23 protein-coding genes and 1 riboswitch are annotated in these 24,909 nt (G+C 72.4%); of the genes, 16 read left to right on the top strand and 7 right to left on the bottom strand.

All coding sequences use genetic code 11. The annotated features are described in order from the left end of the window. Positions 1 to 104 precede the first annotated feature (104 nt). Positions 105 to 560: a nuclear transport factor 2 family protein gene (locus ACFXOZ_RS02995; RefSeq protein WP_380586858.1), complete on the top strand. Its 456-nt coding sequence runs from the start codon at positions 105 to 107 to the stop codon at positions 558 to 560. On the opposite strand, the gene ACFXOZ_RS03000 is transcribed toward ACFXOZ_RS02995, so the two are convergent. Continuing rightward, positions 557 to 1,303: a TetR/AcrR family transcriptional regulator gene (locus ACFXOZ_RS03000; RefSeq protein ID WP_380586861.1), complete on the bottom strand. Its 747-nt coding sequence runs from the start codon at positions 1,301 to 1,303 to the stop codon at positions 557 to 559. The genes ACFXOZ_RS02995 and ACFXOZ_RS03000 overlap by 4 nt on opposite strands. Positions 1,304 to 1,446: 143 nt before the next feature. Between ACFXOZ_RS03000 and ACFXOZ_RS03005 the strand changes: the two genes are divergently transcribed. Both ACFXOZ_RS03005 and ACFXOZ_RS03010 read left to right on the top strand, forming a co-directional pair. Then, positions 1,447 to 2,040: an NADPH-dependent FMN reductase gene (locus ACFXOZ_RS03005; RefSeq protein WP_380586864.1), complete on the top strand. Its 594-nt coding sequence runs from the start codon at positions 1,447 to 1,449 to the stop codon at positions 2,038 to 2,040. A gap of 25 nt (positions 2,041 to 2,065) precedes the next feature. After that, on the top strand, positions 2,066 to 3,649 hold the full coding sequence (locus ACFXOZ_RS03010) for an MDR family MFS transporter (protein WP_380586867.1): 1,584 nt from the start codon (positions 2,066 to 2,068) through the stop codon (positions 3,647 to 3,649). A 99-nt stretch (positions 3,650 to 3,748) separates the two neighbouring features. On the opposite strand, the gene ACFXOZ_RS03015 is transcribed toward ACFXOZ_RS03010, so the two are convergent. From ACFXOZ_RS03015 to gcvT, 4 genes are all read right to left on the bottom strand, one after another. Further along, a complete protein-coding gene (locus tag ACFXOZ_RS03015; protein WP_375891526.1) occupies positions 3,749 to 5,116 on the bottom strand; it encodes an L-serine ammonia-lyase in 1,368 nt (455 codons plus the stop codon). Between the two features lie 135 nt (positions 5,117 to 5,251). Beyond that, positions 5,252 to 6,520 carry a serine hydroxymethyltransferase gene (glyA, locus tag ACFXOZ_RS03020; RefSeq protein WP_375891527.1) on the bottom strand — a complete coding sequence of 423 codons (1,269 nt, stop codon included), beginning with the start codon at positions 6,518 to 6,520 and terminating at the stop codon, positions 5,252 to 5,254. Between the two features lie 83 nt (positions 6,521 to 6,603). Beyond that, positions 6,604 to 6,984, bottom strand: coding sequence for a glycine cleavage system protein GcvH (gcvH, locus tag ACFXOZ_RS03025; protein ID WP_375891528.1), 381 nt, complete (start codon positions 6,982 to 6,984; stop codon positions 6,604 to 6,606). 99 nt (positions 6,985 to 7,083) lie between these two features. Continuing rightward, positions 7,084 to 8,205, bottom strand: a complete 1,122-nt coding sequence (gcvT, locus tag ACFXOZ_RS03030) for a glycine cleavage system aminomethyltransferase GcvT (RefSeq protein ID WP_375891529.1) — start codon at positions 8,203 to 8,205, stop codon at positions 7,084 to 7,086. Between the two features lie 246 nt (positions 8,206 to 8,451). Next, positions 8,452 to 8,556, bottom strand: a riboswitch (glycine riboswitch). Positions 8,557 to 8,742: 186 nt separating this feature from the next. On the opposite strand from gcvT, the gene ACFXOZ_RS03035 reads away from it, so the two are divergent. The 7 genes from ACFXOZ_RS03035 (at position 8,743) to ACFXOZ_RS03065 (ending at position 17,145) form a co-directional block, all read left to right on the top strand. Beyond that, positions 8,743 to 9,540 carry an enhanced serine sensitivity protein SseB C-terminal domain-containing protein gene (locus ACFXOZ_RS03035; protein WP_380521926.1) on the top strand — a complete coding sequence of 266 codons (798 nt, stop codon included), beginning with the start codon at positions 8,743 to 8,745 and terminating at the stop codon, positions 9,538 to 9,540. Positions 9,541 to 9,655: 115 nt separating this feature from the next. Next, entirely contained in the window at positions 9,656 to 10,606 is a 951-nt protein-coding gene (locus ACFXOZ_RS03040; protein WP_380586871.1) for an enhanced serine sensitivity protein SseB C-terminal domain-containing protein, read from the top strand. A gap of 456 nt (positions 10,607 to 11,062) precedes the next feature. Continuing rightward, positions 11,063 to 12,052, top strand: coding sequence for an ABC transporter permease (locus ACFXOZ_RS03045; RefSeq protein WP_375891532.1), 990 nt, complete (start codon positions 11,063 to 11,065; stop codon positions 12,050 to 12,052). 65 nt (positions 12,053 to 12,117) lie between these two features. Then, positions 12,118 to 13,887 (top strand): ABC transporter substrate-binding protein, encoded by a 1,770-nt coding sequence (locus ACFXOZ_RS03050; RefSeq protein WP_375891533.1) that lies wholly within the window; start codon positions 12,118 to 12,120, stop codon positions 13,885 to 13,887. Between the two features lie 99 nt (positions 13,888 to 13,986). Further along, positions 13,987 to 14,997, top strand: coding sequence for an ABC transporter permease (locus ACFXOZ_RS03055; RefSeq protein ID WP_375891534.1), 1,011 nt, complete (start codon positions 13,987 to 13,989; stop codon positions 14,995 to 14,997). Continuing rightward, complete coding sequence (locus ACFXOZ_RS03060) at positions 14,994 to 16,064, top strand: ABC transporter ATP-binding protein (protein ID WP_375891535.1); 1,071 nt, start codon at positions 14,994 to 14,996, stop codon at positions 16,062 to 16,064. Before ACFXOZ_RS03055 ends, ACFXOZ_RS03060 begins: the two co-directional genes overlap by 4 nt. A gap of 34 nt (positions 16,065 to 16,098) precedes the next feature. Further along, positions 16,099 to 17,145, top strand: a complete 1,047-nt coding sequence (locus ACFXOZ_RS03065) for an ABC transporter ATP-binding protein (RefSeq protein WP_375891536.1) — start codon at positions 16,099 to 16,101, stop codon at positions 17,143 to 17,145. Positions 17,146 to 17,248: 103 nt separating this feature from the next. On the opposite strand, the gene ACFXOZ_RS03070 is transcribed toward ACFXOZ_RS03065, so the two are convergent. Continuing rightward, positions 17,249 to 18,667 (bottom strand): acyltransferase family protein, encoded by a 1,419-nt coding sequence (locus ACFXOZ_RS03070; protein WP_380586873.1) that lies wholly within the window; start codon positions 18,665 to 18,667, stop codon positions 17,249 to 17,251. A gap of 129 nt (positions 18,668 to 18,796) precedes the next feature. On the opposite strand from ACFXOZ_RS03070, the gene ACFXOZ_RS03075 reads away from it, so the two are divergent. Then, positions 18,797 to 19,456, top strand: coding sequence for a trimeric intracellular cation channel family protein (locus ACFXOZ_RS03075; protein ID WP_375891538.1), 660 nt, complete (start codon positions 18,797 to 18,799; stop codon positions 19,454 to 19,456). On the opposite strand, the gene ACFXOZ_RS03080 is transcribed toward ACFXOZ_RS03075, so the two are convergent. Then, entirely contained in the window at positions 19,362 to 20,138 is a 777-nt protein-coding gene (locus ACFXOZ_RS03080; RefSeq protein ID WP_375891539.1) for an IclR family transcriptional regulator, read from the bottom strand. The genes ACFXOZ_RS03075 and ACFXOZ_RS03080 overlap by 95 nt on opposite strands. A gap of 183 nt (positions 20,139 to 20,321) precedes the next feature. Here ACFXOZ_RS03080 and ACFXOZ_RS03085 point away from each other — a divergent pair, with 183 nt between their 5' ends. The 5 genes from ACFXOZ_RS03085 (at position 20,322) to ACFXOZ_RS03105 (ending at position 24,825) form a co-directional block, all read left to right on the top strand. Then, positions 20,322 to 21,503, top strand: a complete 1,182-nt coding sequence (locus ACFXOZ_RS03085; RefSeq protein ID WP_375891540.1) for a cysteine desulfurase family protein — start codon at positions 20,322 to 20,324, stop codon at positions 21,501 to 21,503. A 62-nt stretch (positions 21,504 to 21,565) separates the two neighbouring features. After that, the gene (gene mnmA / locus ACFXOZ_RS03090) at positions 21,566 to 22,711 is read left to right on the top strand and encodes a tRNA 2-thiouridine(34) synthase MnmA (RefSeq protein WP_380528996.1); all 1,146 of its coding nucleotides are present in this window, start codon (positions 21,566 to 21,568) and stop codon (positions 22,709 to 22,711) included. Positions 22,712 to 22,766: 55 nt separating this feature from the next. After that, positions 22,767 to 23,036, top strand: a complete 270-nt coding sequence (locus ACFXOZ_RS03095) for a type II toxin-antitoxin system Phd/YefM family antitoxin (RefSeq protein WP_380396878.1) — start codon at positions 22,767 to 22,769, stop codon at positions 23,034 to 23,036. Next, complete coding sequence (locus tag ACFXOZ_RS03100) at positions 23,026 to 23,481, top strand: type II toxin-antitoxin system VapC family toxin (RefSeq protein WP_380528994.1); 456 nt, start codon at positions 23,026 to 23,028, stop codon at positions 23,479 to 23,481. The genes ACFXOZ_RS03095 and ACFXOZ_RS03100 overlap by 11 nt, the downstream gene beginning before the upstream one ends. A gap of 168 nt (positions 23,482 to 23,649) precedes the next feature. Continuing rightward, positions 23,650 to 24,825: an alpha/beta hydrolase family protein gene (locus ACFXOZ_RS03105; RefSeq protein ID WP_380586876.1), complete on the top strand. Its 1,176-nt coding sequence runs from the start codon at positions 23,650 to 23,652 to the stop codon at positions 24,823 to 24,825. Positions 24,826 to 24,909: the final 84 nt, after the last annotated feature.

The following is a 24,909-nucleotide window of genomic DNA, read 5'->3' on the forward strand; positions in this document are numbered from 1 at the left end:
GCGGGGGTGGGTAGGGTGACGGGATCGGGTGATCCGGCGGGGGCCAAGTGGACTGCCGTGCAAGGATCCTGGCGCCCCGCCCGTTGAGGAAGGGGCTTGCGGCCATGTCGGATTCCACCACGGCCGGTCCAATGGAGCTGCTGGCCCGGTACCGGCGGGCGATGCTCGACCTGGATGCGGACGCGCTGGCCGGGCTGTATGCCGAGGACGGGGTGCACGAGTTCCCGTTCCTGTTCCCGGGGATGCCCGCGCGCTACCGGGGGCGGGAGGAGGTCCGGGCCGGGTACCGGGCCGCGTGGGGTGCGAGCGAGGCCCGGCCGCGGGAGGTCCGGGAGGTGGCCGTCCATCCGGGGGCGGACCCCGAGGTGCTTACCGTGGAGCAGCTGGTGATCGGCACGGTCGCCTCCACCGGCGCGGAGTTCGCCCTGCCGGGGCTGCTGGTGCTGCGCGCCCGGGGCGGGCTGCTGGTGCACGTCCGGGACTACATGGACGGCCTCGGCGTCGCCCACGCGATGGGACGCCTCGGTGCGGTCGCCGCCCGGTTGGAAGCCGGGAGCTAGATGGCGAAGTGGGTGGCGATGCCGTCGAGGACGCAGTCGAGGCCGGTCTCGAAGTGCCAGGCGGGGTCGTCCTTGCGGGTGGCCCGCTGGAGGTACTGCTGGTAGGCGGGGTAGCGGCCGGTGCCCATCAGGTAGGTCATCCGGGGGGCCAGGCCGGCGCGGGTCTCGTCGCCGTCGGACCAGTTGTGGTCGCGGCGCAGGGCGGCCAGGGCGACCTCGGAGGCGACCGAGCCGTGGACGTAGCCGGCCACCGTGCGGAAGATCGCCATGGTGGTGTCGGCGTCCAGGCCGTGCTCGGCGAGGGCGGCGAAGGACCGCTCGGGGACGGCGAGCTGGTGGGGGGTGAGGGAGAACGGGGTGGCCGCCCGGACCATCCAGGGGTGGGCCAGGTTCATCGCGCGCAGGTGGACGGCGAGTGAGCGCATGGCCGCGCGCCAGCCGTCGGCGGGGGCGTCCAGGGGGAGTTGGCCGTAGACGAAGTCGGCCATCAGCTCGATGAGTTCGTCCTTGCCGGAGACGTACCGGTAGGCGGCCATCGGGGCCACGCCGAGCGCGGTGGCGAGCCGGCGCATGGTGACGGCGTCCAGGCCCTCGGCGTCGGCGATGGCGACCGCGGCTTCGGCGATCCGGTGCGGGGTCAGGGTGGTGCGCGGTGCGGCGGCCGGGCGGTCGAGCCGCTCCCAGAGGGAGGGCTGCGGCTTGTCCTGGTCGTCGTCCCCGCTGGGGGCCTGCTGAGCGGGCATGGGGGGCGGGCTCCTTCCGGTGGGAGGGTCCACCGTATCACTCGCGTGTACACCGTATCCGTCCAGTAGACGCCGTACGCATCAGTGTGTACGTTGTATCCATCGCCGATACGGCGTACACATCATCTTGGAGGGGGACCCCCATGTCCACGGAGCAGAACCTCAAGGTCGCGGTCGTGCTCGGCAGCACCCGCGACGGCCGCTTCGGCCCGGTCGTCGCCGACTGGCTGCTCGGCCACCTCGACGCCCGCGGCGGCATGACCGCCGACCTGATCGACCTGGCGGCCACCCCGCTGCCCACCGTGATGCCGTCCTGGGGTGCGGAACTGCCGGAGCGGGAACGTGAGCTGCTCGCCGCGGTGTCGCCCCGGCTGGCGGCCGCCGACGCCTTCGTGTTCGTCACGCCGGAGTACAACCACAGCTTCCCCGCGCCGTTGAAGAACGCCATCGACTGGCACAACCAGCAGTGGCACGGCAAGCCGATCGGCTTCGTCTCGTACGGCGGACTCTCCGGCGGCCTCCGGGCGGTCGAGCAACTGCGCGTGGTGATGGCCGAGTTGAACTCCGTCACGATCCGCAACACGGTCAGCTTCCACGGCGCCGCCCAGGCCTTCGACGCCGACGGGAAGCCGAAGGACCCGGCCGCCGATGCCGCCGCCAAGACCCTGCTCGACCAACTGGACTGGTGGGCGCAGGCGTTGCGGGATGCCCGGCAGGCCCGGCCGTTCACCGCCTGAACCGGACGGGACAGGGGGAACCGCCATGACCACGGAACCGACCGACGCCCGCCCCAAGCCGCCGCTGCTCGGCGTGCTCGGGCTGATGCTCGGCATCTTCCTCTCGGCCCTCGACGGGCAGATCATCGGCACCGCGCTGCCCACCATCGTGGGCGACCTCGGCGGACTGGAGCACCTCTCCTGGGCGGTCACCGCCTACCTGCTCACCTCCGCCGCCGCCACCCCGCTGTGGGGCCGGCTCGGCGACCTGTACGGGCGCAAGGGCGCCTACCAGTGGGCGGTGGCGGTCTTCCTGCTCGGCTCGGCACTGTCCGGACTCGCCCAGGACATGGGCGAGTTGATCGCCTTCCGGGCGCTCCAGGGGGTCGGCGCGGGCGGGCTGATGGTCGGCGCGCTCTCGGTGATCGGGGTGCTGGTGCCCGCCACCGACCGGGGCCGGGTGCAGTCGGTGATCGGGGTGCTGATGCCGATCGCCTTCGTCGGCGGGCCGCTGCTCGGCGGCTTCCTCACCGACCGGCTCAGCTGGCGCTGGGCCTTCTACGTCAACCTGCCGGTCGGCCTGTTCGCCCTGGCCGCGGTCGCCCTCGCGGTCCGGCTGCCGAAGGCCGAACGGGTCCGCGTCCCCTTCGACTGGGCCGGGGTCGCCCTGCTGACCACCGGCATCCTCGGACTCACCCTGGTCAGCAGCTGGGGCGGGACGACGTACGCCTGGACCTCGCCGCTGATCCTCGGCACCGGCGTGGTCGCGGTGGTCGCACTGGCCGCCTTCGTGCCGGTCGAACTGCGCGCCCCGGGGCCGCTGATCCCGCCCGCGCTGTTCCGCAGCCGCAACTTCTCGGTGGCCCAGGTGCTGGGCTTCCTGGCCGGTGCGGTGATGCTCGCCCTGATCGGCTACCTGCCGCAGTACCTGCAGTTCGTCCAGGGCGCGACACCGACCACCGGCGGGCTGCTCCTGCTGCCGCTGATGCTCGGCATGATGGGCACCCAGCTGGTCACCGCCCGGCTGATGGGCCGGCCCGGCGGCGAACGGCGCTACCCGGTGCTGGGCGGGGCGCTGACCCTGGCCGGGTCCGTGCTGCTGCTGTTCCTGGGGACGGACACGCCGGTGGCGGTGGCCTCCGGGCTCACGGCGGTCGCCGGGATCGGCATCGGGCTGCTGATGCAGAGCACCATGCTGACCTCGATGGGCGCGGTGCCGCGCCAGGACATGGGGGCGGCGATGGGCGTGGTGACCCTGCTGCGCAGCTTCGGCGGCTCGCTCGGCATGGCCGCCCTCGGCGCGGTCTACACGGCGCGGCTGACCGCCGGCCTGGAGGCGCGGCTGAGCCCGGCCGACGCCGCCCACCTGACCGGCGGCGGGGGGCTCACCCCGGCCACGCTGGCGGGCCTGCCCCCGGCCGTCCGGGACGCCGTCGGCACGGCGGTCACCAGCGGGCTGCACGGCGCGGTGGCCGGCGGCCTCGGCCTGGCGGCGGTGGCGACGGCGGTCGCCCTCCTGGCCCGGCCGAACCCGAACCCGGCCGCAAAGCCGACCCCGGCTGCCAACCCGGCCCCGTCGTCGAGCCCCGAGCCGAGCCCGAGCCCGGCGCGGCGGGCGGCCACGCCGTAGCCCCGCCGCCCGCCGGGGGCGGTAGGGGCCCGAGAAAGCGCGAGCGGCCCGCGGGCGGTACGGGGTTCCGCCCGGGGGCCGCTCGTCAGCGGGGCGAGATCAGCACTCGATGACGTTCACGGCGAGGCCGCCGCGCGAGGTCTCCTTGTACTTGATCTTCATGTCCGCCCCGGTCTCCTTCATCGTCTTGATCGCCTTGTCCAGCGAGACGTGGTGGCGCCCGTCGCCGCGCAGCGCCATCCGGGCCGCGGTGACGGCCTTGACCGAGGCCATGCCGTTGCGCTCGATGCAGGGGATCTGGACCAGGCCGCCGACCGGGTCGCAGGTGAGGCCGAGGTTGTGCTCGATGCCGATCTCGGCGGCGTTCTCGACCTGCTCGGGGCTGCCGCCGAGGACCTCGGCGAGGCCGCCCGCGGCCATCGAGCAGGCGGAGCCGACCTCGCCCTGGCAGCCGACCTCGGCGCCGGAGATGGAGGCGTTCTCCTTGAAGAGCATGCCGATGGCGCCGGCCGCGAGCAGGAAGCGGACGATGCCGTCCTCGTCCGCGCCCGGGATGAAGTTCAGGTAGTAGTGCAGGACGGCCGGGATGATGCCCGCCGCGCCGTTGGTCGGGGCGGTGACCACCCGGCGGCCGGAGGCGTTCTCCTCGTTGACCGCCATCGCGTAGAGGGTCACCCACTCCATCGCGTTGGCCGGACCGATGCCCTCGGCGCGCAGCGCCCGGGCGCCCGAGGCGGCCCGGCGGCGGACCTTCAGCCCGCCCGGCAGGATGCCCTCGCGGCTCATGCCGGCCCGCACGCACTCCTGCATCACGGACCAGATCTCCAGCAGCCCGGTGCGGATCTCCTCCTCGCTGCGCCAGGCCTTCTCGTTCTCCAGCATCAGGCCGGAGATCGACAGCCCGGTCTCCCGGCTGAGCCGGAGCAGTTCGTCACCGGTGCGGAAGGGGTACTTGAGCGCGGTGTCGTCGGGCTTGACCCGGTCCGCGCCGAGCGCGTCCTCGTCCACGACGAAGCCGCCGCCGACCGAGTAGTAGGTCTTCTCCAGCAGCGTCGAGCCGTCCGCCGCGAACGCCCACAGGGTCATCCCGTTGGCGTGGTACGGCAGCGAGCGGCGCCGGTGCAGGATCACCTGGCTGTCGGGGTCGAAGTCGATGGGGCGCTCGCCGAGCAGGTTGATCCGCTTCTCGGCGGCGATCCGCTCGACGTCCTTGTCCGCCTGGTCGACGTCGACGGTGCGGGGCGAGTTGTTCTCCAGGCCCAGCAGGACGGCCTTCAGGGTGCCGTGGCCGTGGCCGGTGGCGCCCAGCGAGCCGTACAGCTCGGCGCGTACGGCGGTCACCTGCTCCAGCAGGCCTTCGGAGCGCAGGCGGCGGGCGAACATCCGGGCGGCGCGCATCGGGCCGACGGTGTGGGAGCTCGACGGGCCGATGCCGATGGAGAAGAGGTCGAAGACACTGAGGGCCACGGGGGACGTCCTTGTCTGGTCTCGTGGAGGGACTGGGCGGTGCACGGAACGGGGCACCGCGCGCACTTCCAGTGTGCGCGGTGCCCCGGAGTGACAGGTGTCCGGCCGGAGTGAGGCCGGTCACCCGCGGCCGAACTAGAGGTTCGGGTAGAGCGGGTACTTCTCGGCCAGGGCGGTGACCCGGGCCTTGAGCGCGGCGGCGACGGTCTCGTCGAAGGCGGGCTTGAGCGCCTCGGCGATGACGTCGGCGACCTCGCGGAAGTCCTCGGCCCGGAAGCCGCGGGTGGCCAGGGCCGGGGTGCCGATCCGCAGGCCCGAGGTGACCATCGGCGGGCGCGGGTCGTTCGGGACGGCGTTGCGGTTCACCGTGATGCCGACCTCGTGCAGCCGGTCCTCGGCCTGCTGGCCGTCGAGCTGGCTGTTGCGCAGGTCGACCAGGACCAGGTGGACGTCGGTGCCGCCGGACAGCACCGAGGCGCCGGCCTCGGCGACGTCGGCCTGGAGCAGGCGCTCGGCGAGGATCTTGGCGCCCTCCAGGGTGCGCTCCTGGCGCTCCTTGAAGTCCTCCGAGGCGGCGACCTTGAAGGCGACGGCCTTGCCCGCGATCACGTGCTCCAGCGGACCGCCCTGCTGGCCCGGGAAGACCGCGGAGTTGATCTTCTTGGCCCACTCGGCCTTGGACAGGATGACGCCGCCGCGCGGGCCGCCCAGGGTCTTGTGGGTCGTGGTGGTGACCACGTCCGCGTACGGCACCGGGTTCGGGTGCAGGCCCGCGGCCACCAGGCCGGCGAAGTGCGCCATGTCCACCATGAGCAGCGCGCCGACCTCGTCGGCGACCCGGCGGAACGCGGCGAAGTCCAGCTGGCGCGGGTAGGCGGACCAGCCGGCGATGATCAGCTTCGGCTGGTGCTCCTTGGCCAGGCGCTCGACCTCGGCCATGTCGACCTGGCCGGTCTTCTCGTCGACGTGGTAGGCGGCCACGTTGTAGAGCTTGCCGGAGAAGTTGATCTTCATGCCGTGGGTCAGGTGACCGCCGTGGGCCAGGCTCAGGCCCAGGATGGTGTCGCCCGGCTGGATCAGCGCGAACATCGCGGCGGCGTTGGCCTGCGCGCCCGAGTGCGGCTGGACGTTGGCGTGCTCGGCGCCGAACAGGGCCTTCACCCGGTCGATCGCGATCTGCTCGACCACGTCGACGTGCTCGCAACCGCCGTAGTACCGGCGGCCGGGGTAACCCTCGGCGTACTTGTTGGTGAGCACCGAACCCTGGGCCTCCATGACCGCCACCGGGGCGAAGTTCTCGGAGGCGATCATCTCCAGCGTGGTCTGCTGGCGGTGCAGCTCGGCGTCGACCGCGGCGGCGATCTCCGGGTCGAGGGCGTGCAGGGACTGGTTGAGAACCGTCATGGTGTGGTCTTCCCGGGGAGGAGAGCGGAGGGACGGTGGGAGAGCGGGACGGACCGCCGTGCTGCGGCCCGTCCCGGCGGGGCTCAGCCCTCGGCGTGGGTGAGCGCGTCGTACTCGGCGGCGCTGAGCAGCGTGTCGGTGGCCTCCACGCGGACCTTGAACAGCCAGCCGCCCTCGAACGGGGCGCTGTTGACCAGGCTGTTGTCGTCCAGGACGTCCTGGTTGACCTCGGTGACCTCGCCGGTCACCGGGGAGTACAGGTCGCTGACCGACTTGGTCGACTCCAGCTCGCCACAGGTCTCGCCGGCGGTCACCGTGTCGCCGACCTCGGGGAGCTGCACGTAGACGATGTCACCGAGCGCGTCGGCGGCGTGCTTGGTGATGCCGACCGTCGAGACACCGTCCTCGGCGGCGGTCAGCCACTCGTGCTCCTTGGTGTACTGCAGGTGCTGGGGGTTGCTCATGGCGTCATTCTCCAGGATGGGAAGCGGGTACGACGCAGCGGGCCGCCGCACGGACGGCTCCGACGTGCGCCGATGGGAAAACGAGGGGCGGCGACGGCCTCAGCGGGCGCGCTTGTAGAACGGCAGCGCCACGACCTGGACCGGCTCGTGCTTGCCGCGGACGTCCACCGCGACGGTGGAGCCGGGGGCGGCGTGGGCCGCGTCCACGTAGGCCATCGCGATCGGCTTGCCCAGCGTGGGGGACGGCGCGCCCGAGGTGATCCGGCCGATCGGGGCGCCCTCGGTGGAGACCACCGTGTACTCCGCGCGCGGGACCCGCTTGCCCTCGGACACCAGGCCGACCAGCACCTTCGGGGGGTTGGTCTCGGCCGCGGCGGCGGCCTGCTCCAGCGCCCTGCGGCCGACGAACGCGCCCTCGTTGGTGGTCTTGTCGAAGCGCACGACCCGGCCCAGGCCGGCGTCGAACGGGGTCAGGTCGGTGGACAGCTCGTGCCCGTACAGCGGCATGCCCGCCTCCAGGCGCAGCGTGTCGCGGCAGGACAGGCCGCACGGGACCAGGCCGCGGCCCTCGCCGGCGGCGGTCAGCGCCCGCCAGACCGGCTCGGCGTCGGCCGGGGCGCAGAAGATCTCGAAGCCGTCCTCGCCGGTGTAGCCGGTGCGGGCCAGCAGCACCTCCCGGCCGGCCACGGTGGCGGGGAGGATCGCGTAGTACTTGAGGCCGGGCAGGTCGGCGTCGGTGGTCTCGGCCAGGATCGCGGTGGCCTCCGGGCCCTGGACGGCGATCAGCGCGTAGGTGTCGCGGTCGTCGGTGACGACGGCGTCGAAGCCCTTGGCCCGGGCGATCAGCTCGTCCAGCACCAGCTGGGCGTTGGAGGCGTTGGCGACGACCAGGAAGGCGTCCTCGCGCAGCCGGTAGACGATCAGGTCGTCCAGGATGCCGCCGTCCTCGGCGCAGATCATGGTGTAGCGGGCGCGCAGCTCGCCGAGCGCGGAGACGAAGCCGACCAGCGCGTGGTCCAGCATCTCGCCGGCCTGCGGGCCGGTGACGGTGATCTCGCCCATGTGCGAGAGGTCGAACAGACCGGCCTTGGTGCGGACCGCGAGGTGCTCCTCGCGCTCACTGCCGTAACGCAGCGGCATGTCCCAGCCGGCGAAGTCGGTCATGGTCGCGCCGAGGGCGCGGTGCAGCGCGTCGAGCGCGGTGAGGCGGAGGGACGACATGGCCAGGAACTCCTCGGTCGGGGCACTCAGGGGTGCGCGCGCCGGACCGGACCCGCTCGGGGACCGACCCCGCGCGCGGGCATGCGGCGGCGTGGGTCTCCCCATCTGTCGTCGAACCTGAGAGCTTCACCGCCCACCTGCCCGCAGCCGGCACCAGCGTCGGCTGGTTCCAGCATCGGGGACAGGACGGCGGCTTGCACCGTGGGTGGGCGCGCGACCGGGTCGTGCGCCGCTTTCCAGATGTGCCTAACCCGCGCGGTAGGGGGGCCTGAGAGATTCCGGGGAGGACTTGCTCCTTCGGCGCCGGCTGTGCCCCCCGAGGGGCATTCCGGGCTCTCCCGCGCGGGTTCGAGCGGCCGGTGTGGAGTTGTGGGGGCCCGCGGCGCATGCCGTCGGACGCGCACATCATGGCACGTCCTCGCGGAGGAGGGGAGAGGGGACCCGGTCACACCGCGGTCGGGCGGACCCGGGCCCTAAAATCATCGCGTCGGCGCAGCAGTGGGCGGCCGACCCGGCCCTGGGCCGGATCGGCGGCGCATGGAGTACCCGGTGGAGCAGCAGCAGGGGTGGGGCGGGCCGCAGGCGGCGCCGTCGGGCGGCGCGTGGCCCGCGAACGAGCTGGAGCAGGTGCTGACGGCCGCGCTGGGCGACCCGGGGGCGACCCCGCGGGTGATCGAGGTGCTGGCCCGCAGCCAGGTGTGGATCCCGCTGCCGGCCGGGGGCGACCCGGCCGGGCAGTCGCTGGACCTGCCGACCGTCGAGCTGGCCGGGGCCCCGTACGTACCGGTGTTCTCCTCGCAGGAGGTGTTCCTGCAGCAGGCGCCGGGGATGGCCTTCGCCGTCGCGCCGGCCTGGGAGTTCGCCCGCGGGCTGCCGCTGGGCGTGGGCATCGCGGTCAACCCGGAGGCGGCGGTGGGCATCCCGGTGCCGCCGCAGGGCGTGGCGGAGCTGCGCCGCGGCCCCCGGGAGGACCGCTGGGAGCAGCAGCCGGAGGGGCCGACCGGCGGCCGGGTGGCCCTGCGCGAGCCGGTGCCGGGCGAGGACCCGGAGCACTTCCTGGCCGCCTGCCGGGCCGAACTGTCGGCCCTGCCGGGGGTGTTGACCGCGCGCCGGGCGCTGGCCAGCATCGAGGGCGAGCCGACCGTGATGTTCGTGGGCGTGCAGCTCGATCCGGCGGCCCCGGCCGACCCGGGGGCGGTGAACGAGGCGCTCGGCCGAGCCCTGGGAACCGCACCGCTGCCGGGTGGCGTCCACCTCGTGCTGCTCGACCTCGCCGACGACCCGGTGGTCGAGTGGCTGTCGACCCGGGTCATGCCCTTCTACTCGCGGGTGTGAGCGGGGATCCTTCACAGGCACGTCGCCGTGGCGGCGGCCGGTGCCGCGCCATAGGGTGCGTGCAGGCGGCTGACGGGCCGGCGGGTTCAGGAAAGAGGCGCGGCGAGGTGGGCGCATGAGTGCGGGAACGGGAGCGGGCGGGGCGCCGGGGCCCTGGGGCCAGGCACCGGCCGGGCGCCCGGGCGCGGACCCGGGCGGGTTGGAGCAGGCTCTGCGCGAGGTCGCGCCGGAGCGCTTCGACGCGTACGAGCGGCTGCTGCACGCGCTGGCCGACGGCCAGGTCTGGATGCTGCTCTGGCACGGCACGCCGGGCAGCCCGGACGCGCAGTACGGGAACATGGAGATCAGCGGTCACGGCTACGCGCCGGCCGTCACCTCGCCCGAGCAGCTGACGGCCTCCGGCTGGGCGCGGGCCCACGAGGTCATCTCGGGGCGGGAGATCGCCGCCTCGCTGTACCGCACCCGCTGGGGCCTGTGGCTGAACCCGCACGCGCCGGGCGGCGGGGTCGGCGTGCCCTGGGCGGACCTGCGGCGGGTCGCCGCGGGCCTGGACCGGCTGCCGGCCGGTCCGTTGAAGCTGAGCGAGCCGCAGGTCGACGCGCAGCAGTTCTTCGCGCTGCTGGAGCGGCAGGCCGGTGAGGTGCGCGCGGTGCGGGCGCTGCGCCGGGCCTGGGTGCAGCCGGCGGTGGGGGAGCCGTACCTGGCGATCGGCCTGGACCTGTACGAGAGTTCGCCGCCGGCCGTGGAGGCGGTGCGGGCGCTGATGCAGCGCGCGATCGCGGTGGCCCCGGAGGGGCTCGCGGTGTCCACGGTGGCGATGGCGGACGAGTTCGACCCGGTGGCGCTGTGGATGCGCGCCAACGCGCGGCCGTTCTTCGACCGGGAGGCCGGGCGTCCGCAGACCGGCCCGTACCCGCCGGTGCCGCAGCCGTACCCGGGCCAGTCGATGCCCGGCCGGCCGGTACCCGGGCAGTCGATGCCGGGCTACGCGTACGGCACCCAGCCGCCCGCGCCGGGCTGGGGGCAGCCGGCCCAGCCGCAGTGGCCCGGCTACCCCGGGCGCTGATCACCAAACCCGATAACCACAATCTGTCACCCGAAGCCGACTTGATTCACCATCAGGTCGGCTTCGGTGCTTTCCGGACGAATTTCCCCACTCTCCGCAGAGGCAGCTTGACATGGCAGTTACACCCATGTGAAGAGGTATATGCCGAAGATCGGAGGCGTGCATGCAGGCAGATCACAGTTGGGCATCTGTCGGTTGTCAGGGCTGGCGCAAGCCAGTTCGGATGACAGAGAGTTCTGCGCAACGCATCGCGCGTACTGGAAACCCCACGAAGGTGAACGCGCACGCCGACCGCTCGATCCACGCGACGCCCATCCCGCGTGGAGGCATTGCCCGTGCACGACGCACTGCCGCGACCACCTGCTCCTAGCACCTCCGCACGTCCGCAGCCGTACCGCCGAAGCCGGCGCCCGGCACCCGTGGGCCGGCCACCGTCGGCGAGGGGACCAACTGACCATGACCGCACCCATCACTACCGCCGGGAACGAACCCGAGGCGCCCGCCTCCCCGAGCCCGGCCAAGACGATCGAGGGCCGCTCCCTCGGTCGGATCGCCTGGACCCGCTTCAAGCGGGACAAGGCCGCCGTCGCCGGCGGCGTCGTGGTGATCCTGCTGATCCTCCTGGCCGTCCTGTCCGGCCCGATCGAGGCCCTGTTCGGGCTCGACCCCGACCAGCCGAACCCGGACCTGCTGGACGCCAACCTCGGCGGACTCCCGCTCGGGGACTGGGGCGGGATGAGCGGGGACCACCTGCTCGGCATCGACCCGTTGCAGGGCCGTGACCTGCTCTCCCGCGTGGTCGACGGCTCCTGGGTCTCCCTGCTGGTCGCCTTCGGCGCGACCGTGCTCTCCAACACCATCGGCACCGTGCTCGGAGTGATGGCCGGCTACTACGGCGGCTGGGTGGACACCCTGATCAGCCGACTGATGGACGTCTTCCTGGCGTTCCCGCTGCTGCTGTTCGCCATCGCGATCTCCGCCTCGCTCCAGGGCGGCGCGTTCGGCCTGCACGGCCTGCCGCTGCACATCCTGGTGCTGATCTTCGTGATCGGCTTCTTCAACTGGCCCTACATGGGCCGGATCGTGCGCGGACAGACCCTCTCGCTGCGCGAGCGGGAGTTCGTCCACGCGGCCCGCAGCCTCGGTGCGCGCGGCCCGTTCATCCTGTTCAAGGAACTGCTGCCCAACCTGGTCGGCCCGATCCTGGTCTACTCGACCCTGCTGATCCCGACCAACATCCTCTTCGAGGCCGGGCTGAGCTTCCTCGGCGTCGGCATCCAGCCCCCGCAGGCCTCCTGGGGCGGCATGCTGGCGGACGCGAAGAACTACTACCAGGTCGACCCCCAGTACATGGTGGTCCCCGGTGTCGCGATCTTCATCACCGTGCTCGCGTTCAACCTGCTCGGCGACGGGCTGCGTGACGCCCTCGATCCCAAGAGCAACTGACCCTGCGTCAATGCGCAGGCGCCAGGCCCTCCCTCCTCCACATCCTCAAGGGGTTGATCCCACCCATGCGTAGGTCCCGTACCGTCGCGTTGACCGCCGTGGCCGCTGCCGCGGTCCTGGTCGTCACCGGCTGCTCGTCCAGCCCGAAGAGCGCCAGCGGAAGCTCCAACTCGGCCGACTCCAACGGTGGCGGCGCCGACGCGGCCACCAAGCAGATCGTCAACGCCTCGGACAAGAAGGGCGGGACGGTCACCTACGAGATGAAGGGCACCCCGGACTCCCTCGACCCGGGCAACACCTACTACGCCTACATCTACAACTTCTCGCGCCTGTACGGGCGTCCGCTGACCACCTTCAACCCGGCCGCCGGCGCGGACGGCAACAAGCTGGTCCCGGACCTCGCCGAGTCGCTGGGCCAGCCCAGCGCGGACGGCCTGACCTGGACGTACAAGCTGCGCGCCGGCCTCAAGTACGACGACGGCACCCCGATCAGCTCCAAGGACGTCAAGTACGCCGTGGAGCGCTCGAACTTCGCGCCCGAGGTGAACTCCAACGGCCCGACGTACTTCCACGACCTGCTGGTCGACAACCCCACGCCGTACCAGGGTCCGTACAAGGACAAGACCGGCGACCTCAAGTCGATCGAGACGCCGGACGACACCACGATCGTCTTCCACCTGCAGCACCCCTTCGCGGACTTCGACTACCTGGTCAGCGCCCCGCAGACGGTGCCGGTCCCGCAGGCCAAGGACACCGGTGCCGACTACGTGAAGCACGTCGTCTCCTCGGGCACCTACAAGTTCCAGTCCTACGAGGACGGCAAGCAGGCCGTCCTGGTCCCGAACACCAACTGGGACAAGAGCACCGACCCGATCCGCAAGCAGCTCGCGGACAAGATCGTGCTCAAGATGAACATCGACCAGGCCACCATCGACAAGGACCTGCTGGCCGGCAACGCCCAGGTCGACCTGGTCGGCGGCGGCGTCGACCCGCAGACCCAGGCGCAGATCCTGCGCGACCCGAAGCTCAAGGCGAAGACCGACAACGCCTACGGCGGCCGCCTGGTCTACATGGCGATCAACACCAAGGTCGCGCCGTTCGACAACATCGAGTGCCGCAAGGCCGTCCAGTTCGCGGTCGACAAGGTCGCGGTGCAGACCGCGCTCGGCGGCCCGATCCGCGGCCAGGTGGCCAACACCGTGCTCCCGCCGGACATCCCGGGCCACCAGGACTTCAACCTGTTCGAGACCAAGGACAACAAGGGCGACCAGGCCAAGGCCAAGGACGCCCTGAAGGCCTGCGGCAAGGACGGCGGCTTCACCACCGTGCTGTCCGCCCGCACCGAGCGCGCGACCGAGGTCGCCGCGGCCACCGCGATCCAGGCGCAGCTCAAGAACATCGGCATCAACGCCGAGATCCAGCAGTTCCCGCAGGGCAAGTACCTGACCGACTCGGCCGGTGCGCCGCAGTACACCCAGGACCACAACATCGGTCTGATGATGATGCAGTGGGGCGCCGACTGGCCGACCGGCTACGGCTTCCTGCAGCAGATCGTCGACGGCCGCGCGATCAAGGCCTCCGGCAACAGCAACCTGGCCCAGCTGAACGACCCGGCCGTCAACAAGATGCTGGACGACGCCGCGGTCAACCCGGACCGGGCCGCCCGCGAGAAGATCTACGGCGACATCGACAAGAAGGTCATGGAGAACGCGGTGTACGTCCCGCTGACGGACTTCAAGGTCTTCCTGTACCGCCCGGACAGCGCCACCAACCTGGCGTCCACCCCGGCCTTCTCGGGTGAGTACGACTACCTGAACATCGGCACCACCAAGTAAAGAGCCTGGCTCCGCATCCCTGAAGGCAGGTGAAGGCAGCGGCGCCCGCCGCCGTCCGGAAGACCCCGGACGGCGGCGGGCCGCCGGAGCCGCCCAACTGTGTTTGCCTACATCATCCGCAGGATCCTCGCGGCCGCGGCGCTGCTGGTCGTCGTCAGCGCGGTCACCTTCGCGATCTTCTTCCTGCTCCCGCGCATCGCCGGCGAGACCACCGACCAGCTGGCCGCGCAGTACATCGGGAAGAACCCCTCGCCCGAGGCGATCCAGGCGGTCAAGCAGAACCTCGGCTTCGACCAGCCGCTGTACACCCAGTACTGGAACTTCCTCAAGGCGCTGGTCACCGGCGCCGAGTACAAGTTCGGCCCGGAACCGGCCACCTGCCACGTGCCCTGCTTCGGCTACTCCTTCAAGAACCACCTGGAGGTCTGGCCGGAGATGACCAGCCGGATCCCGGTCACCATCTCGCTCGCCATCGGCGCGGCGGTGCTCTGGCTGGTCTCCGGCGTCACCACCGGCGTGATCTCCGCCCTCAAGCCGCGCTCGATCTTCGACCGGCTCTCCATGGGCATCGCCCTGGCCGGCGTCTCGCTCCCGGTCTTCTTCACCGGCGCCCTGCTGCTGACCGTGTTCAGCTACGAGTGGCCGATCCTGGACAACCTGGAGTACGTCGACTTCTCCGCCGACCCGCTGATGTGGGCCCGCAACCTGATCCTCCCGTGGGTCTCGCTGGCCTTCCTCTACTCCGCGCTCTACGCCCGGCTCACCCGCGCCGGAATGCTGGAGACGATGAGCGAGGACTATATCCGCACCGCCCGGGCCAAGGGCCTGGCCGAGCGCAAGGTGGTGGTCAAGCACGGCCTGCGCTCCGCGCTCACCCCGATCGTCACCATCTTCGGCATGGACCTCGGTCTGCTGCTCGGCGGTGCGCTGATCACCGAGCAGGTCTTCTCGCTCAAGGGCATCGGCCAGTTCGCCGTCCAGGCGATCTCCGACAACGACCTGCCCAAGATCCTCGGCGTCACCCTGCTGGCCGCCTTCTTCATCGTCGCCTGCAACCTCGTGGTCGACCTCCTGTACGCCCTCGTCGACCCCCGCGTGAGGCTCTCGTGACCGACCTCCAGAAGAACCCGGCGGACGCCGCGTCCAACTCTCCGGGCGACCCCTTCCTGTCCGTGCGCGACCTGCGGATCCACTTCGACACCGACGACGGCCTGGTCCGCTCGGTGGACGGGGTCAGCTTCGACCTGCACAAGGGCCGCACCCTCGGCATCGTCGGCGAGTCCGGCTCCGGGAAGTCCGTCACCTCGCTCGGCATCATGGGCCTGCACCGCTCCAAGCGGGCCCGGATCAGCGGCGAGATCCGGCTGGACGGCGAGGACCTGATCGCGGCCGGGCCCGACCGGGTGCGCCAACTGCGCGGCCGGGAACTGGCGATGATCTTCCAGGACCCGCTGACCGCGATGCACCCCTACTACACGGTGGGGCAGCAGATCGTCGAGGCCTACCGGGTGCACCACCCCCAGGCCTCCAAGCGGCAGGCCAGGACCCGCGCGATCGAGATGCTCGACCGGGTCGGCATCCCGCAGCCGGACCGCCGGGTGGACGACTACCCGCACCAGTTCTCCGGCGGCATGCGCCAGCGCGCCATGATCGCCATGGCCCTGGTCAACGACCCCTCGCTGCTGATCGCCGACGAGCCCACCACCGCCCTGGACGTCACCGTCCAGGCGCAGATCCTGGACCTCATCCGGGACCTCCAGCAGGAGTTCGGCTCCGCCGTCATCATCATCACCCACGACCTCGGGGTGGTCGCCGAGCTCGCCGACGACATCCTGGTCATGTACGGCGGCAAGTGCATCGAGCGCGGGCCCGCCGAGACCCTCTTCGACGCGCCCGAACACCCCTACACCTGGGGCCTGCTGGGCTCGATGCCGCGACTAGACCGGGAACTGCAGGACCGGCTGGTGCCGGTCCGGGGCACCCCGCCCAGCCTGATCAACGTGCCGTCCGGCTGCGCCTTCCACCCGCGCTGCCCGTACGCCGACCTGACCGGCGGGCGCTCCACGGGCGAGGTCCCGGTGCTGACCGAGGCCGCGCCCGGGCACTTCGCGGCCTGCCACCTGGCGGCCGACGAGCGGCACCGCATCTTCGCCGAAGAGATCGCGCCCCGGCTGTGAGCCCGGCCCCGTACCACCATTCTGGAGAGAACCGATGACGGACACTCAGGGGGCCACCATCCCTGCACCGGCGCCCGCCCCCGAGCGCGAGCCGCTGTTGAAGGTCACCGGCCTGACCCGGCACTTCCCGATCCGCGGCGGACTGCTGCGGCGCCAGACCGGCGCGGTGCGGGCCGTCGACGGTATCGACTTCACCGTCAACGCCGGCGAGACGCTGGGCGTCGTCGGCGAGTCCGGCTGCGGCAAGTCGACGATGGGGCGGCTGGTCACCCGGCTCGACGAACCCACCGGCGGGACGGTCGAGTTCGAGGGCACCGACATCACCCACCTGGGCACCGGGGCGATGCGGCCGCTGCGCCGCGACATCCAGATGATCTTCCAGGACCCGTACTCCTCGCTGAACCCGCGGCACACCGTCGGCACCATCGTCAGCGCGCCGTTCAAGCTGCAGGGGGTCCACCCCGAGGGCGGCGTCAAGAAGGCCGTCCAGGACCTGCTGGAGCTGTGCGGGCTCAGCCCCGAGCACTACAACCGCTACCCGCACGAGTTCTCCGGCGGCCAGCGCCAGCGCATCGGCATCGCCCGGGCGCTCGCGCTCAAGCCGAAGATGATCATCGCGGACGAGCCGGTTTCGGCGCTGGACGTGTCGATCCAGGCGCAGGTGGTCAACCTGCTCGACGACCTCCAGCAGGAGCTCGGCCTGACCTACCTGATCATCGCGCACGACCTCTCGGTGGTCCGGCACGTCTCCGACCGGGTGGCGGTGATGTACCTCGGCAAGATCGTCGAGATCGCCGACCGCGACTCGCTCTACCGCAGCCCGATGCACCCGTACACCACCGCCCTGATGTCGGCTGTCCCGGTGCCGGACCCGCGCCGGCGCCAGCAGGGCGGGCGCGAGCGGATCCTGCTCAAGGGCGACGTGCCCTCGCCGATCAACCCGCCCAGCGGCTGCCGGTTCCGCACCCGCTGCTGGAAGGCACAGGACGTGTGCGCGAGCCAGGAACCGCCGCTGACGGCACTGCGGACCGGCCACCAGGTGGCGTGCCACTTCCCCGAGGGAACCGAGGGGAACGATTAGGCACAGCCCCGAGAACGCCTGAGCACTCGGGCACCGACGAGAAGAGGCCGCCCGCCCCCGGGACCCGGGGGCGGGCGGCCTCACGTCGTGCGGGCGGCGGGTGTCAGCCGCGCCCGGCGCCGTCCAGGACGGGCCGTGCCTCGGCCTCTGCGGCCGGGTCGGCCGGCTGCGGCTCGCGCGCCGCCGGGGCGGCCGGGGCGGCCGGGCGGGCCGACGGCAGCTCGGCCGGGAAGCGGCGGTTCAGCGCCTTGATCGCCTTGCGGCCCAGGTTCTGGAACGGGATCTCGACCAGGCGGTAGCTGAGGTAGCTGATCACCAGCAGGGCGGCCATCAGCCCGAAGAACTGCAGGCTGCGGTCCTGCCAGGAGGTGAAGGGCGGACGGCCCTCCAGCTTCCAGTTCATGAAGTGGATGATCGGGTTGTGCAGCAGGTACACCGAGTAGCTGATCGAGCCGGTCCAGGTCAGCCAGCGCGGGAAGCGGCGGTGGCGCAGCAGCATGCCGATCGCGAAGACGACCCAGGCGCCCAGGTAGGCACCGGAGAACGACTGCCAGGACTCGCTCCAGGTCCGCCACAGCGCGTTGTCGCGGTTGTACATGAAGCCGCACAGGACGCCCGAGGTGAGGACGAAGCCGCAGCACAGCAGCGCCGGCAGGCGGTCGATCTGGCCGTGCTCCAGCCGGTACAGCACCGTCCCGGAGAACATGGTGGCGAAGATCAGCAGGGTCTCGAAGGCGGCGGAGCGGCCGTTCAGCACGACCAGCACCAGGCCCAGGCCGCCGAGCATCGTCCCGCCCCAGCGGGTCAGGTCGACCCGGCCGGTGAGGAAGCAGACCATCGCGGTGATCACGATGACCAGGACGGCCACCGTCAGGTGCCGGTTGGCGGGCAGGCCGCCGTCGGCGGTGAGCAGGCCGAGCGGCAGCCACGAGCCGAGCAGCAGCGCGGCGCCGGCGAAGCCGATCGCGAGGGGGGCGCTCTTCTTGTGCTTGCCGTTGACGAACAGGGCCGTCACGAAGAAGTAGAAGATCATCTCGTAGGTGAGCGTCCACATCACCCCGATGAGGTTCGGGACGCCCGTGAGGTCCTGCACCATCGGGGCGTTGCCCACCACCGAGAGCAGCGGGTGGTCGAAGGCGAAGGCCTGGATGACCGAGTGGTTGCGGGGCAGGATCAGCAGGCTCAGCAGCGCGGTGACGATCACCACCGGGTAGATCCGGAAGTACCGGCCCGCCCAGAACGAGCGCACGTCGCCGCGCCGCTCCAGCGAGGCCGGGATGATGTACCCGCTCACCAGGAAGAAGAGCATCACGCCGAAGATGCCCGGATCCCCGAAATTGCGCGGCGCGTGGTCGATGTGGAGCCAGTAGAACGGCAGCGCGAAGTGGTAGATCGCCACGGAGAGCGCGGCTATGCCGCGCAGGGCGTCGAGCCAGCCGAGCCTCGACGAGGCTGCTGGGGCGGCACCCGCTGCGGCACGGGTGTTCTGGCGGCGTGGGAATGCGCGTCCGGTGAGCTTCACACGCGGGAGGTTAGCGGAGTGGGGCGGGGGTACACCCGTTCGGGCCGGGAAGGCCCCGTCCGCGAGACGGTTTCATCCGGACTGTGACCGGTGTCGGGAACGGCCGGGTGGATCGGGTACACATGGACGGTGAGTTCGCAGATCTTCCCCTCCGACGTGCAGCAATCGTTGGACCTCGTCGGCATCTTCGTCTTCGCCCTCTCCGGGGCGCTGCTCGCCGTCCGCAAGAACATGGACATCTTCGGGATCTGCGTGTTGGCGGAGGTCACGGCCCTCGGCGGCGGGGTGATGCGCGACCTGGTGATCGGCGCCACCCCGGTGGCGGCGTTCACCAACCTCGGCTACTTCGTCACCCCGCTGGCCGCCGGCCTCGTGGTGTTCTTCCTGCACCCCGAGGTCGAGCGGATCAACCGCTCCGTGCAGACCCTGGACGCCCTCGGCCTCGGCCTGTTCTGCGTCACCGGCACCGCCAAGGCGCACGACTACGGGCTCGGCGCCGTCGCCTCCATCGCGCTCGGCATGGTGACCGCGGCCGGCGGCGGGGTGATCCGCGACGTGCTGGCCGGGGAGATCCCCTCGCTGCTGCGCTGGGACCGCGAGATCTACGCCGTCCCGGCCCTGGTCGGCGCCGCCCTGGTGGCCGTGCTGATCGGGGCCGACCGGCTCACCGGCGCCACCGGCACCGCCGCCGCGCTCACCGCCTTCGTCCTGCGGATGCTCGCCCTGAAGTACGGCTGGCGTGCCCCGCGGGCCTGGCACCGCAACGGTTCTCGCACCAGCGAGGAGTAGGCGAGCCGCCGCAGGCCAGCGAGATCGCCTCGGCCGTGCAGAGCAGCTCCGGCAGCATCCGGGCCAGCTCGGCCGGCGGCACCTGGCCGGCCGGGGCGCTCAGCGCGCAGGCCGCGACCGTCCGCCCGCCGCTGCCCGCCACCGGCGCGGCCACGCAGGTCACCGGCTCCCGGTGCTCGGCCGACTCGGCCGCCCAGCCCCGGCGGCGCACCGCCGCCAGCTCGGCCGGCAGCTCCTCCTCACGGACGCCGTCCTCCGGCAGCCCGGCGAGCAGCACCCGCCCGACGGCCGTCCCGGTCACTGGGGCGCGGCGCCCGATCCGCGGCGGCCGGGCGGCCGAGGGCGCGGCCACCTCGTCCAGGTAGAGCACCTCGCCGTCGTGCAGCACGGCCAGCTGGACGGTGTAGCCGCAGCGCGCGTTCAGCGCGGCCAGGTACGGCGCGGCGACCTGCCGGACGTCGAAGTCCTCCAGCGCCCGGTGCGCCAGCGACAGCACCCGGCCGCCGACCCGGTAGCGCAGGTCGGGCTGGCGCCGGACGAACCCGTGCTCCTCCAGGGTGCGCAGCAGCCGCAGCGCGGTGGACTTGTGCACCCCGAGGCTGCTCGCGGCCTGCTCCAGCGAGAGCGGCCCGTCGCCGAGCGAACCGAGCAGGGTCAGCGCGCGGTCGACCGACTGCGACATGGCGCCCCCTGGAACGCTGGAACCCGATGGAGAAGTGGCCGTCAGGCTAACCGCTGGGCGGCGCAGTGGTACAAACCAGTGCCGGACGCCGGCGTCCGCCGGCCGCGGCCGTGGCCGGATCGGTGCGCACCCGGGCCCGGGCCTGGTGGGGCCCCGGGGCATGCCCTCTACAATCGGATGGTTATGCCATACCTGGACCATGCGGCGACCACGCCGATGCTGCCCGAGGCGATCGCCGCGATGTCGGCGCACCTGGGGGTGGTCGGCAACGCCTCGTCCCTGCACGCGGCCGGCCGCCGGGCCCGCCGGGTGGTCGAGGAGTCCCGCGAGTCGCTGGCCGAGTCGCTGGGCGCCCGCCCGAGCGAGATCGTGCTCACCGGCGGCGGCACGGAATCCGACAACCTCGCGGTCAAGGGCCTCTACTGGGCCCGCCGGGACGCCGACCCGGCCCGCACCCGGGTGCTGTCCAGCCCGGTCGAGCACCACGCCGTGCTGGACGCGGTGCACTGGCTCTCCGAGCACGAGGGCGCGACGGTCGAGTACCTGCCGGTGGACGCACTGGGCCGGGTGCACCCCGGGGCGCTGCGCGCCGCGATCGAGCGTGACCCCGGCTCCGTCGCCCTGGTCACCGTGATGTGGGCCAACAACGAGGTCGGTACCGTCCAGCCGGTGCGCGAACTCGCCGCCGTGGCGGCCGAGTACGGCATCCCGATGCACGCCGACGCGGTGCAGGCGCTCGGTCAGGTCCCGGTCTCCTTCGCCGACTCCGGCCTCACCGCGCTCACCGTCACCGGGCACAAGATCGGCGGCCCGTTCGGCATCGGCGCCCTGCTGCTCTCCCGCGGCGCCACGCCCGTACCGCTGCTGCACGGCGGCGGCCAGGAGCGCGACGTGCGCTCCGGCACCCTGGACGCCCCCGCCGCCGCCGGCTTCGCGGCCGCCGCCGCGCTGGCCGTCGAACGGCGCGAGGAGCACGCGGTGACGCTCGGCGCGCTGCGCGACGAACTGGTCGCCGGGGTGGCCGCGGCCGTCCCGGACGCGGTGCTCAACGGCGACCCGGCGGGGGAGGGGCGGCTGCCCGCCAACGCCCACTACTCCTTCCCCGGCTGCGAGGGCGACGCGCTGCTGATGCTGCTCGACGCCCAGGGCATCGAGTGCTCCACCGGTTCGGCCTGCTCGGCCGGGGTGCCGCAGCCCAGCCACGTGCTGCTCGCGATGGGCGTCGACCCGCTGCTGGCCCGCGCCTCGCTGCGGTTCTCGCTCGGGCACACCTCGGTGCGCGAGGACGTCACGGCGCTGGTGGCGGCCATCGGCCCGGCGGTGCAGCGGGCCCGCAACGCGGGGCTGGCCTCGGTCCGCCGGTAGCCCGTCCCTCGGAGCACCGGGGCCCCGGGCATGTCCGGCGGCCCCGTAGGCTTGTACTCACCATGACTGACTTCCCGGGTGCCCCGACCACTCCGTCCACCGGCCGCCTGCGCGTGCTCGCGGCGATGTCCGGCGGGGTCGACTCCGCCGTCGCCGCCGCCCGCGCCGTCGAAGCGGGGCACGAGGTGACGGGCGTGCACCTGGCGCTGTCCGCCAACCCGCAGTCCTTCCGCACCGGCGCGCGCGGCTGCTGCACCATCGAGGACTCCCGGGACGCCTGGCGCGCCGCCGACGTGATCGGCATCCCCTTCTACGTCTGGGACCTCGCCGAGCGCTTCCGCGAGGACGTGATCGACGACTTCGTCGCCGAGTACGCGGCCGGGCGGACCCCGAACCCCTGCCTGCGCTGCAACGAGAAGATCAAGTTCGCCGCGCTGCTGGACAAGGCGATCGCCCTCGGCTTCGACGCCGTCTGCACCGGCCACTACGCCCGCGTCGTCGACCGGCCGGACGGCTCGCGCGAGCTGCACCGCGCCGTGGACGCCGCCAAGGACCAGTCCTACGTCCTCGGCGTGCTCGACGCCGACCAGCTCGCCCACTCCCTCTTCCCGCTCGGCGACACCACCAAGGACGCCATCCGGGCCGAGGCCGAGCAGCGCGGCCTGGCCGTCGCCAAGAAGCCCGACAGCCACGACATCTGCTTCATCGCCGACGGCGACACCCAGGGCTTCCTGGCGCAGCACCTCGGCACCGCCACCGGCGACATCCTCGACGTGGACGGCACCAAGCTCGGCGAGCACGACGGCGCCTACGGCTTCACCATCGGCCAGCGCAAGGGCCTGCGGATCGGCCGCCCGGCCGCCGACGGCAAGCCGCGCTACGTCCTCGACATCTCCCCGGTGAACAACACCGTCACCGTCGGCCCGGTCGAGGGCCTGGACGTCACCGCCCTGACCGCCATCCGCCCCCGCTGGTGCGGCACCGAGCCCCTGGCCGACGGCCGCTACACCGCCCAGCTGCGCGCCCACGGCGAGGAGGTGCCGGTCGCCGCCTCGGTCGTCGACGACACCCTCCACGTCCGCCTCGACACCCCCGCCCGCGGCATCGCCCCCGGCCAGGCCGTCGTCCTCTACGACGGCACCCGCGTCATCGGCTCCGCCACCATCGCCACCACCGAACGCCCGGCGGCGCACCCCGTCGGGAGCTGACCGGATCGGTTCGAACGCCGTGCTGCACCGACATGTCGGCCCCTACGCTGGAGGCATGTCAGTGCAACCCGAGATCAGCCAGCGGGACCTGCGCAGCAGGCCCGAGGAGATCATGGACGCCGTCCAGGCCGGGCAGTCCTTCACCGTGACCAGGGACGGGCACCGGATCGGCGAGCTGATCCCGCTCAGGCGCCGTCGCCGGTTCGTTTCCCGGGCCGAATTCTCGGCCATGTCGCGCAGCGCTCCGGACCTGTCCCTGGAGGCCTTCCGGGCCGACCAGGAGGCCACGGCCGAGCAGTGGGCGGACGGCCGCCATGGCTCCTGAGCACCAGCAGGGCCTGCTCGACACCAACATCATGATCCTGCGCAAGTGGGTGGACCCGGCCGAACTCCCGGCCGAGATGGCCATCAGCGCCGTCACCCTCGCCGAACTCTCCGCCGGACCGCACGAGGTCCGGCGGAACGAGGACCAGAACGACTACGACGAGCACGCCGAACGGGCCCGGCGCCTCGATGTGCTCCAGCGGGCCGAGAACGAGTTCGACCCGATTCCCTTCGATGCCGAAGCGGCTCGGATCTACGGTCGGGTCTGCGCCGCCGTGGTCGGGTCCGGGCGCAAGCCCAGGCGCCGGGTGGCGGACCTGATGATCGCGGCGATCGCGATCGCCGAGGAGCTGCCCCTGTTCACCACGAACCCCGACGACTTCAAGGGCCTCGAAGGGATCCTCACGGTGGTCCCGGTGACCAGGCCGCTGGTCGAGCACGCCTGAGGCCCGGTCGCCACCACCGAACGCCCGGCGGCGGCGCGGGTCTGAGGGGGTCGCGGGGGGGTGTCATCCGGAGGGATGACGGGGCTGGGCCGGGGGGATGAGCGGGGCCGGAGAGGGCATTCGGTCGGCTGATCCGGGGGGTCGGGGCGCGGACCTAACGTCGGGGACATGACCCGAATCCGCCGCATCGCGGCTGTCGCAGCGCTCGTTCTCGCCCTTCCGCTCCCGCTGGCCGGGGCCGCGTCGGCCGCGTCGGCCGCGCCTTCGCCCACGCCCGCGTCCGCCGCTGTCGCCGCCTTCCACGGCGAGCTGCCCGCCCCGACCGGGCGGTACGCGGCCGGGGAGGAGGTGCTGCGGCTGACCGACCGCAGCCGCACCGATCCGTGGGTGCCCTCCGCCGGGCCGCGGCAGCTGGCCGTGTCGATGTTCTACCCGGCCCGGCAGGGCACCGGGGCGCCGGCCCCGTACATGACCCCCGGCGAGGCACAGGGCTTCCTGGCGACCCGGGTGCCGGCCGGCACCGGGCTCACGGCGCAGGACCTGGTCGACGTCGACACCCACGCCTACACCGGGGCGAAGGCCGCGGGCGGGAGGTTCCCGCTGGTGGTGCTCTCCCCGGGCTTCGAGAACCCGCGCGCCACGCTGACCGGCCTGGCGACCGACCTGGCCGCCCACGGCTACGTGGTGGCGCTGGTCGGCCACACCTACGAGGACTCCGGCGAGACGCTCGCCGACGGCAGCACCCCCGGCTGCGCGCTGTGCGACACCGGCGCGCCGGACTCGCTGCCGGACAGCCGGGCGAAGGACGTCTCCTTCGTCCTGGACCAGCTGACCGGGCAGCACCCGGTGTGGCGCCTGTCCCACATGATCGACCGCGACCGGGTCGGCATGGCCGGGCACTCGATCGGCGGCGCGTCGACGCTCAACGCGATGGCCGAGGACCGGCGGATCCTGGCCGGGGTGAACATGGACGGAACCTTCTTCCAGCCGGTCCCGGCCGACACGCTCGAGGGCCGCTCGTTCCTGCTGCTCGGGAAGGACAGCAACCACTCCACGAACGGCGGGGACACCTCCTGGGCGCAGACCTGGGCGGGCTGGAAGGGCTACAAGCCCTGGCTGACCGTCGCCGGCACCAACCACGCGAGCTTCACGGACGTCACCGTGCTGGCCGCCGAGGCCGGCCTCCCCGCCCCCGCGGGGTCGACCACCTCGCCGGAGCGCGGGATGCAGCTGACCCGGGAGTACGTCGGGGCCTTCTTCGACCGGACCCTCAAGGGCCTCCACCAGCCCCTGCTGGACGGCCCGTCGGCGGCGAACCCGGAGGTGCTCTTCCAGCACCCGTGACCGTCCTCCGGGGCCCGCTGTGACCGGGCCGGCCCGGGACAGCGGGGCCCCCACTGGCACAGCCGGGAGCCGCGCCGGGGGGCC

Source organism: Kitasatospora sp. NPDC059160 (genome assembly GCF_042755465.1).
GTDB lineage: Bacteria > Actinomycetota > Actinomycetes > Streptomycetales > Streptomycetaceae > Kitasatospora.

Excerpts from the sequence above, each read along its gene's own strand:
- ACFXOZ_RS02995 (WP_380586858.1), top strand. The coding sequence starts at position 105 with ATGTCGGATTCCACCACGGCCGGTCCAATGGAGCTGCTGGCCCGGTAC.
- ACFXOZ_RS03010 (WP_380586867.1), top strand. The coding sequence starts at position 2,066 with ATGACCACGGAACCGACCGACGCCCGCCCCAAGCCGCCGCTGCTCGGC.
- ACFXOZ_RS03080 (WP_375891539.1), bottom strand. The coding sequence starts at position 20,138 with ATGTCGCAGTCGGTCGACCGCGCGCTGACCCTGCTCGGTTCGCTCGGC.
- ACFXOZ_RS03035 (WP_380521926.1), top strand. The coding sequence starts at position 8,743 with ATGGAGTACCCGGTGGAGCAGCAGCAGGGGTGGGGCGGGCCGCAGGCG.
- ACFXOZ_RS03045 (WP_375891532.1), top strand. The coding sequence starts at position 11,063 with ATGACCGCACCCATCACTACCGCCGGGAACGAACCCGAGGCGCCCGCC.
- ACFXOZ_RS03005 (WP_380586864.1), top strand. The coding sequence starts at position 1,447 with ATGTCCACGGAGCAGAACCTCAAGGTCGCGGTCGTGCTCGGCAGCACC.
- ACFXOZ_RS03065 (WP_375891536.1), top strand. The coding sequence starts at position 16,099 with ATGACGGACACTCAGGGGGCCACCATCCCTGCACCGGCGCCCGCCCCC.
- ACFXOZ_RS03085 (WP_375891540.1), top strand. The coding sequence starts at position 20,322 with ATGCCATACCTGGACCATGCGGCGACCACGCCGATGCTGCCCGAGGCG.
- ACFXOZ_RS03095 (WP_380396878.1), top strand. The coding sequence starts at position 22,767 with ATGTCAGTGCAACCCGAGATCAGCCAGCGGGACCTGCGCAGCAGGCCC.
- gcvT (WP_375891529.1), bottom strand. The coding sequence starts at position 8,205 with ATGTCGTCCCTCCGCCTCACCGCGCTCGACGCGCTGCACCGCGCCCTC.
- mnmA (WP_380528996.1), top strand. The coding sequence starts at position 21,566 with ATGACTGACTTCCCGGGTGCCCCGACCACTCCGTCCACCGGCCGCCTG.
- ACFXOZ_RS03040 (WP_380586871.1), top strand. The coding sequence starts at position 9,656 with ATGAGTGCGGGAACGGGAGCGGGCGGGGCGCCGGGGCCCTGGGGCCAG.
- ACFXOZ_RS03105 (WP_380586876.1), top strand. The coding sequence starts at position 23,650 with ATGACCCGAATCCGCCGCATCGCGGCTGTCGCAGCGCTCGTTCTCGCC.
- ACFXOZ_RS03100 (WP_380528994.1), top strand. The coding sequence starts at position 23,026 with ATGGCTCCTGAGCACCAGCAGGGCCTGCTCGACACCAACATCATGATC.
- glyA (WP_375891527.1), bottom strand. The coding sequence starts at position 6,520 with ATGACGGTTCTCAACCAGTCCCTGCACGCCCTCGACCCGGAGATCGCC.
- gcvH (WP_375891528.1), bottom strand. The coding sequence starts at position 6,984 with ATGAGCAACCCCCAGCACCTGCAGTACACCAAGGAGCACGAGTGGCTG.
- ACFXOZ_RS03000 (WP_380586861.1), bottom strand. The coding sequence starts at position 1,303 with ATGCCCGCTCAGCAGGCCCCCAGCGGGGACGACGACCAGGACAAGCCG.
- ACFXOZ_RS03050 (WP_375891533.1), top strand. The coding sequence starts at position 12,118 with ATGCGTAGGTCCCGTACCGTCGCGTTGACCGCCGTGGCCGCTGCCGCG.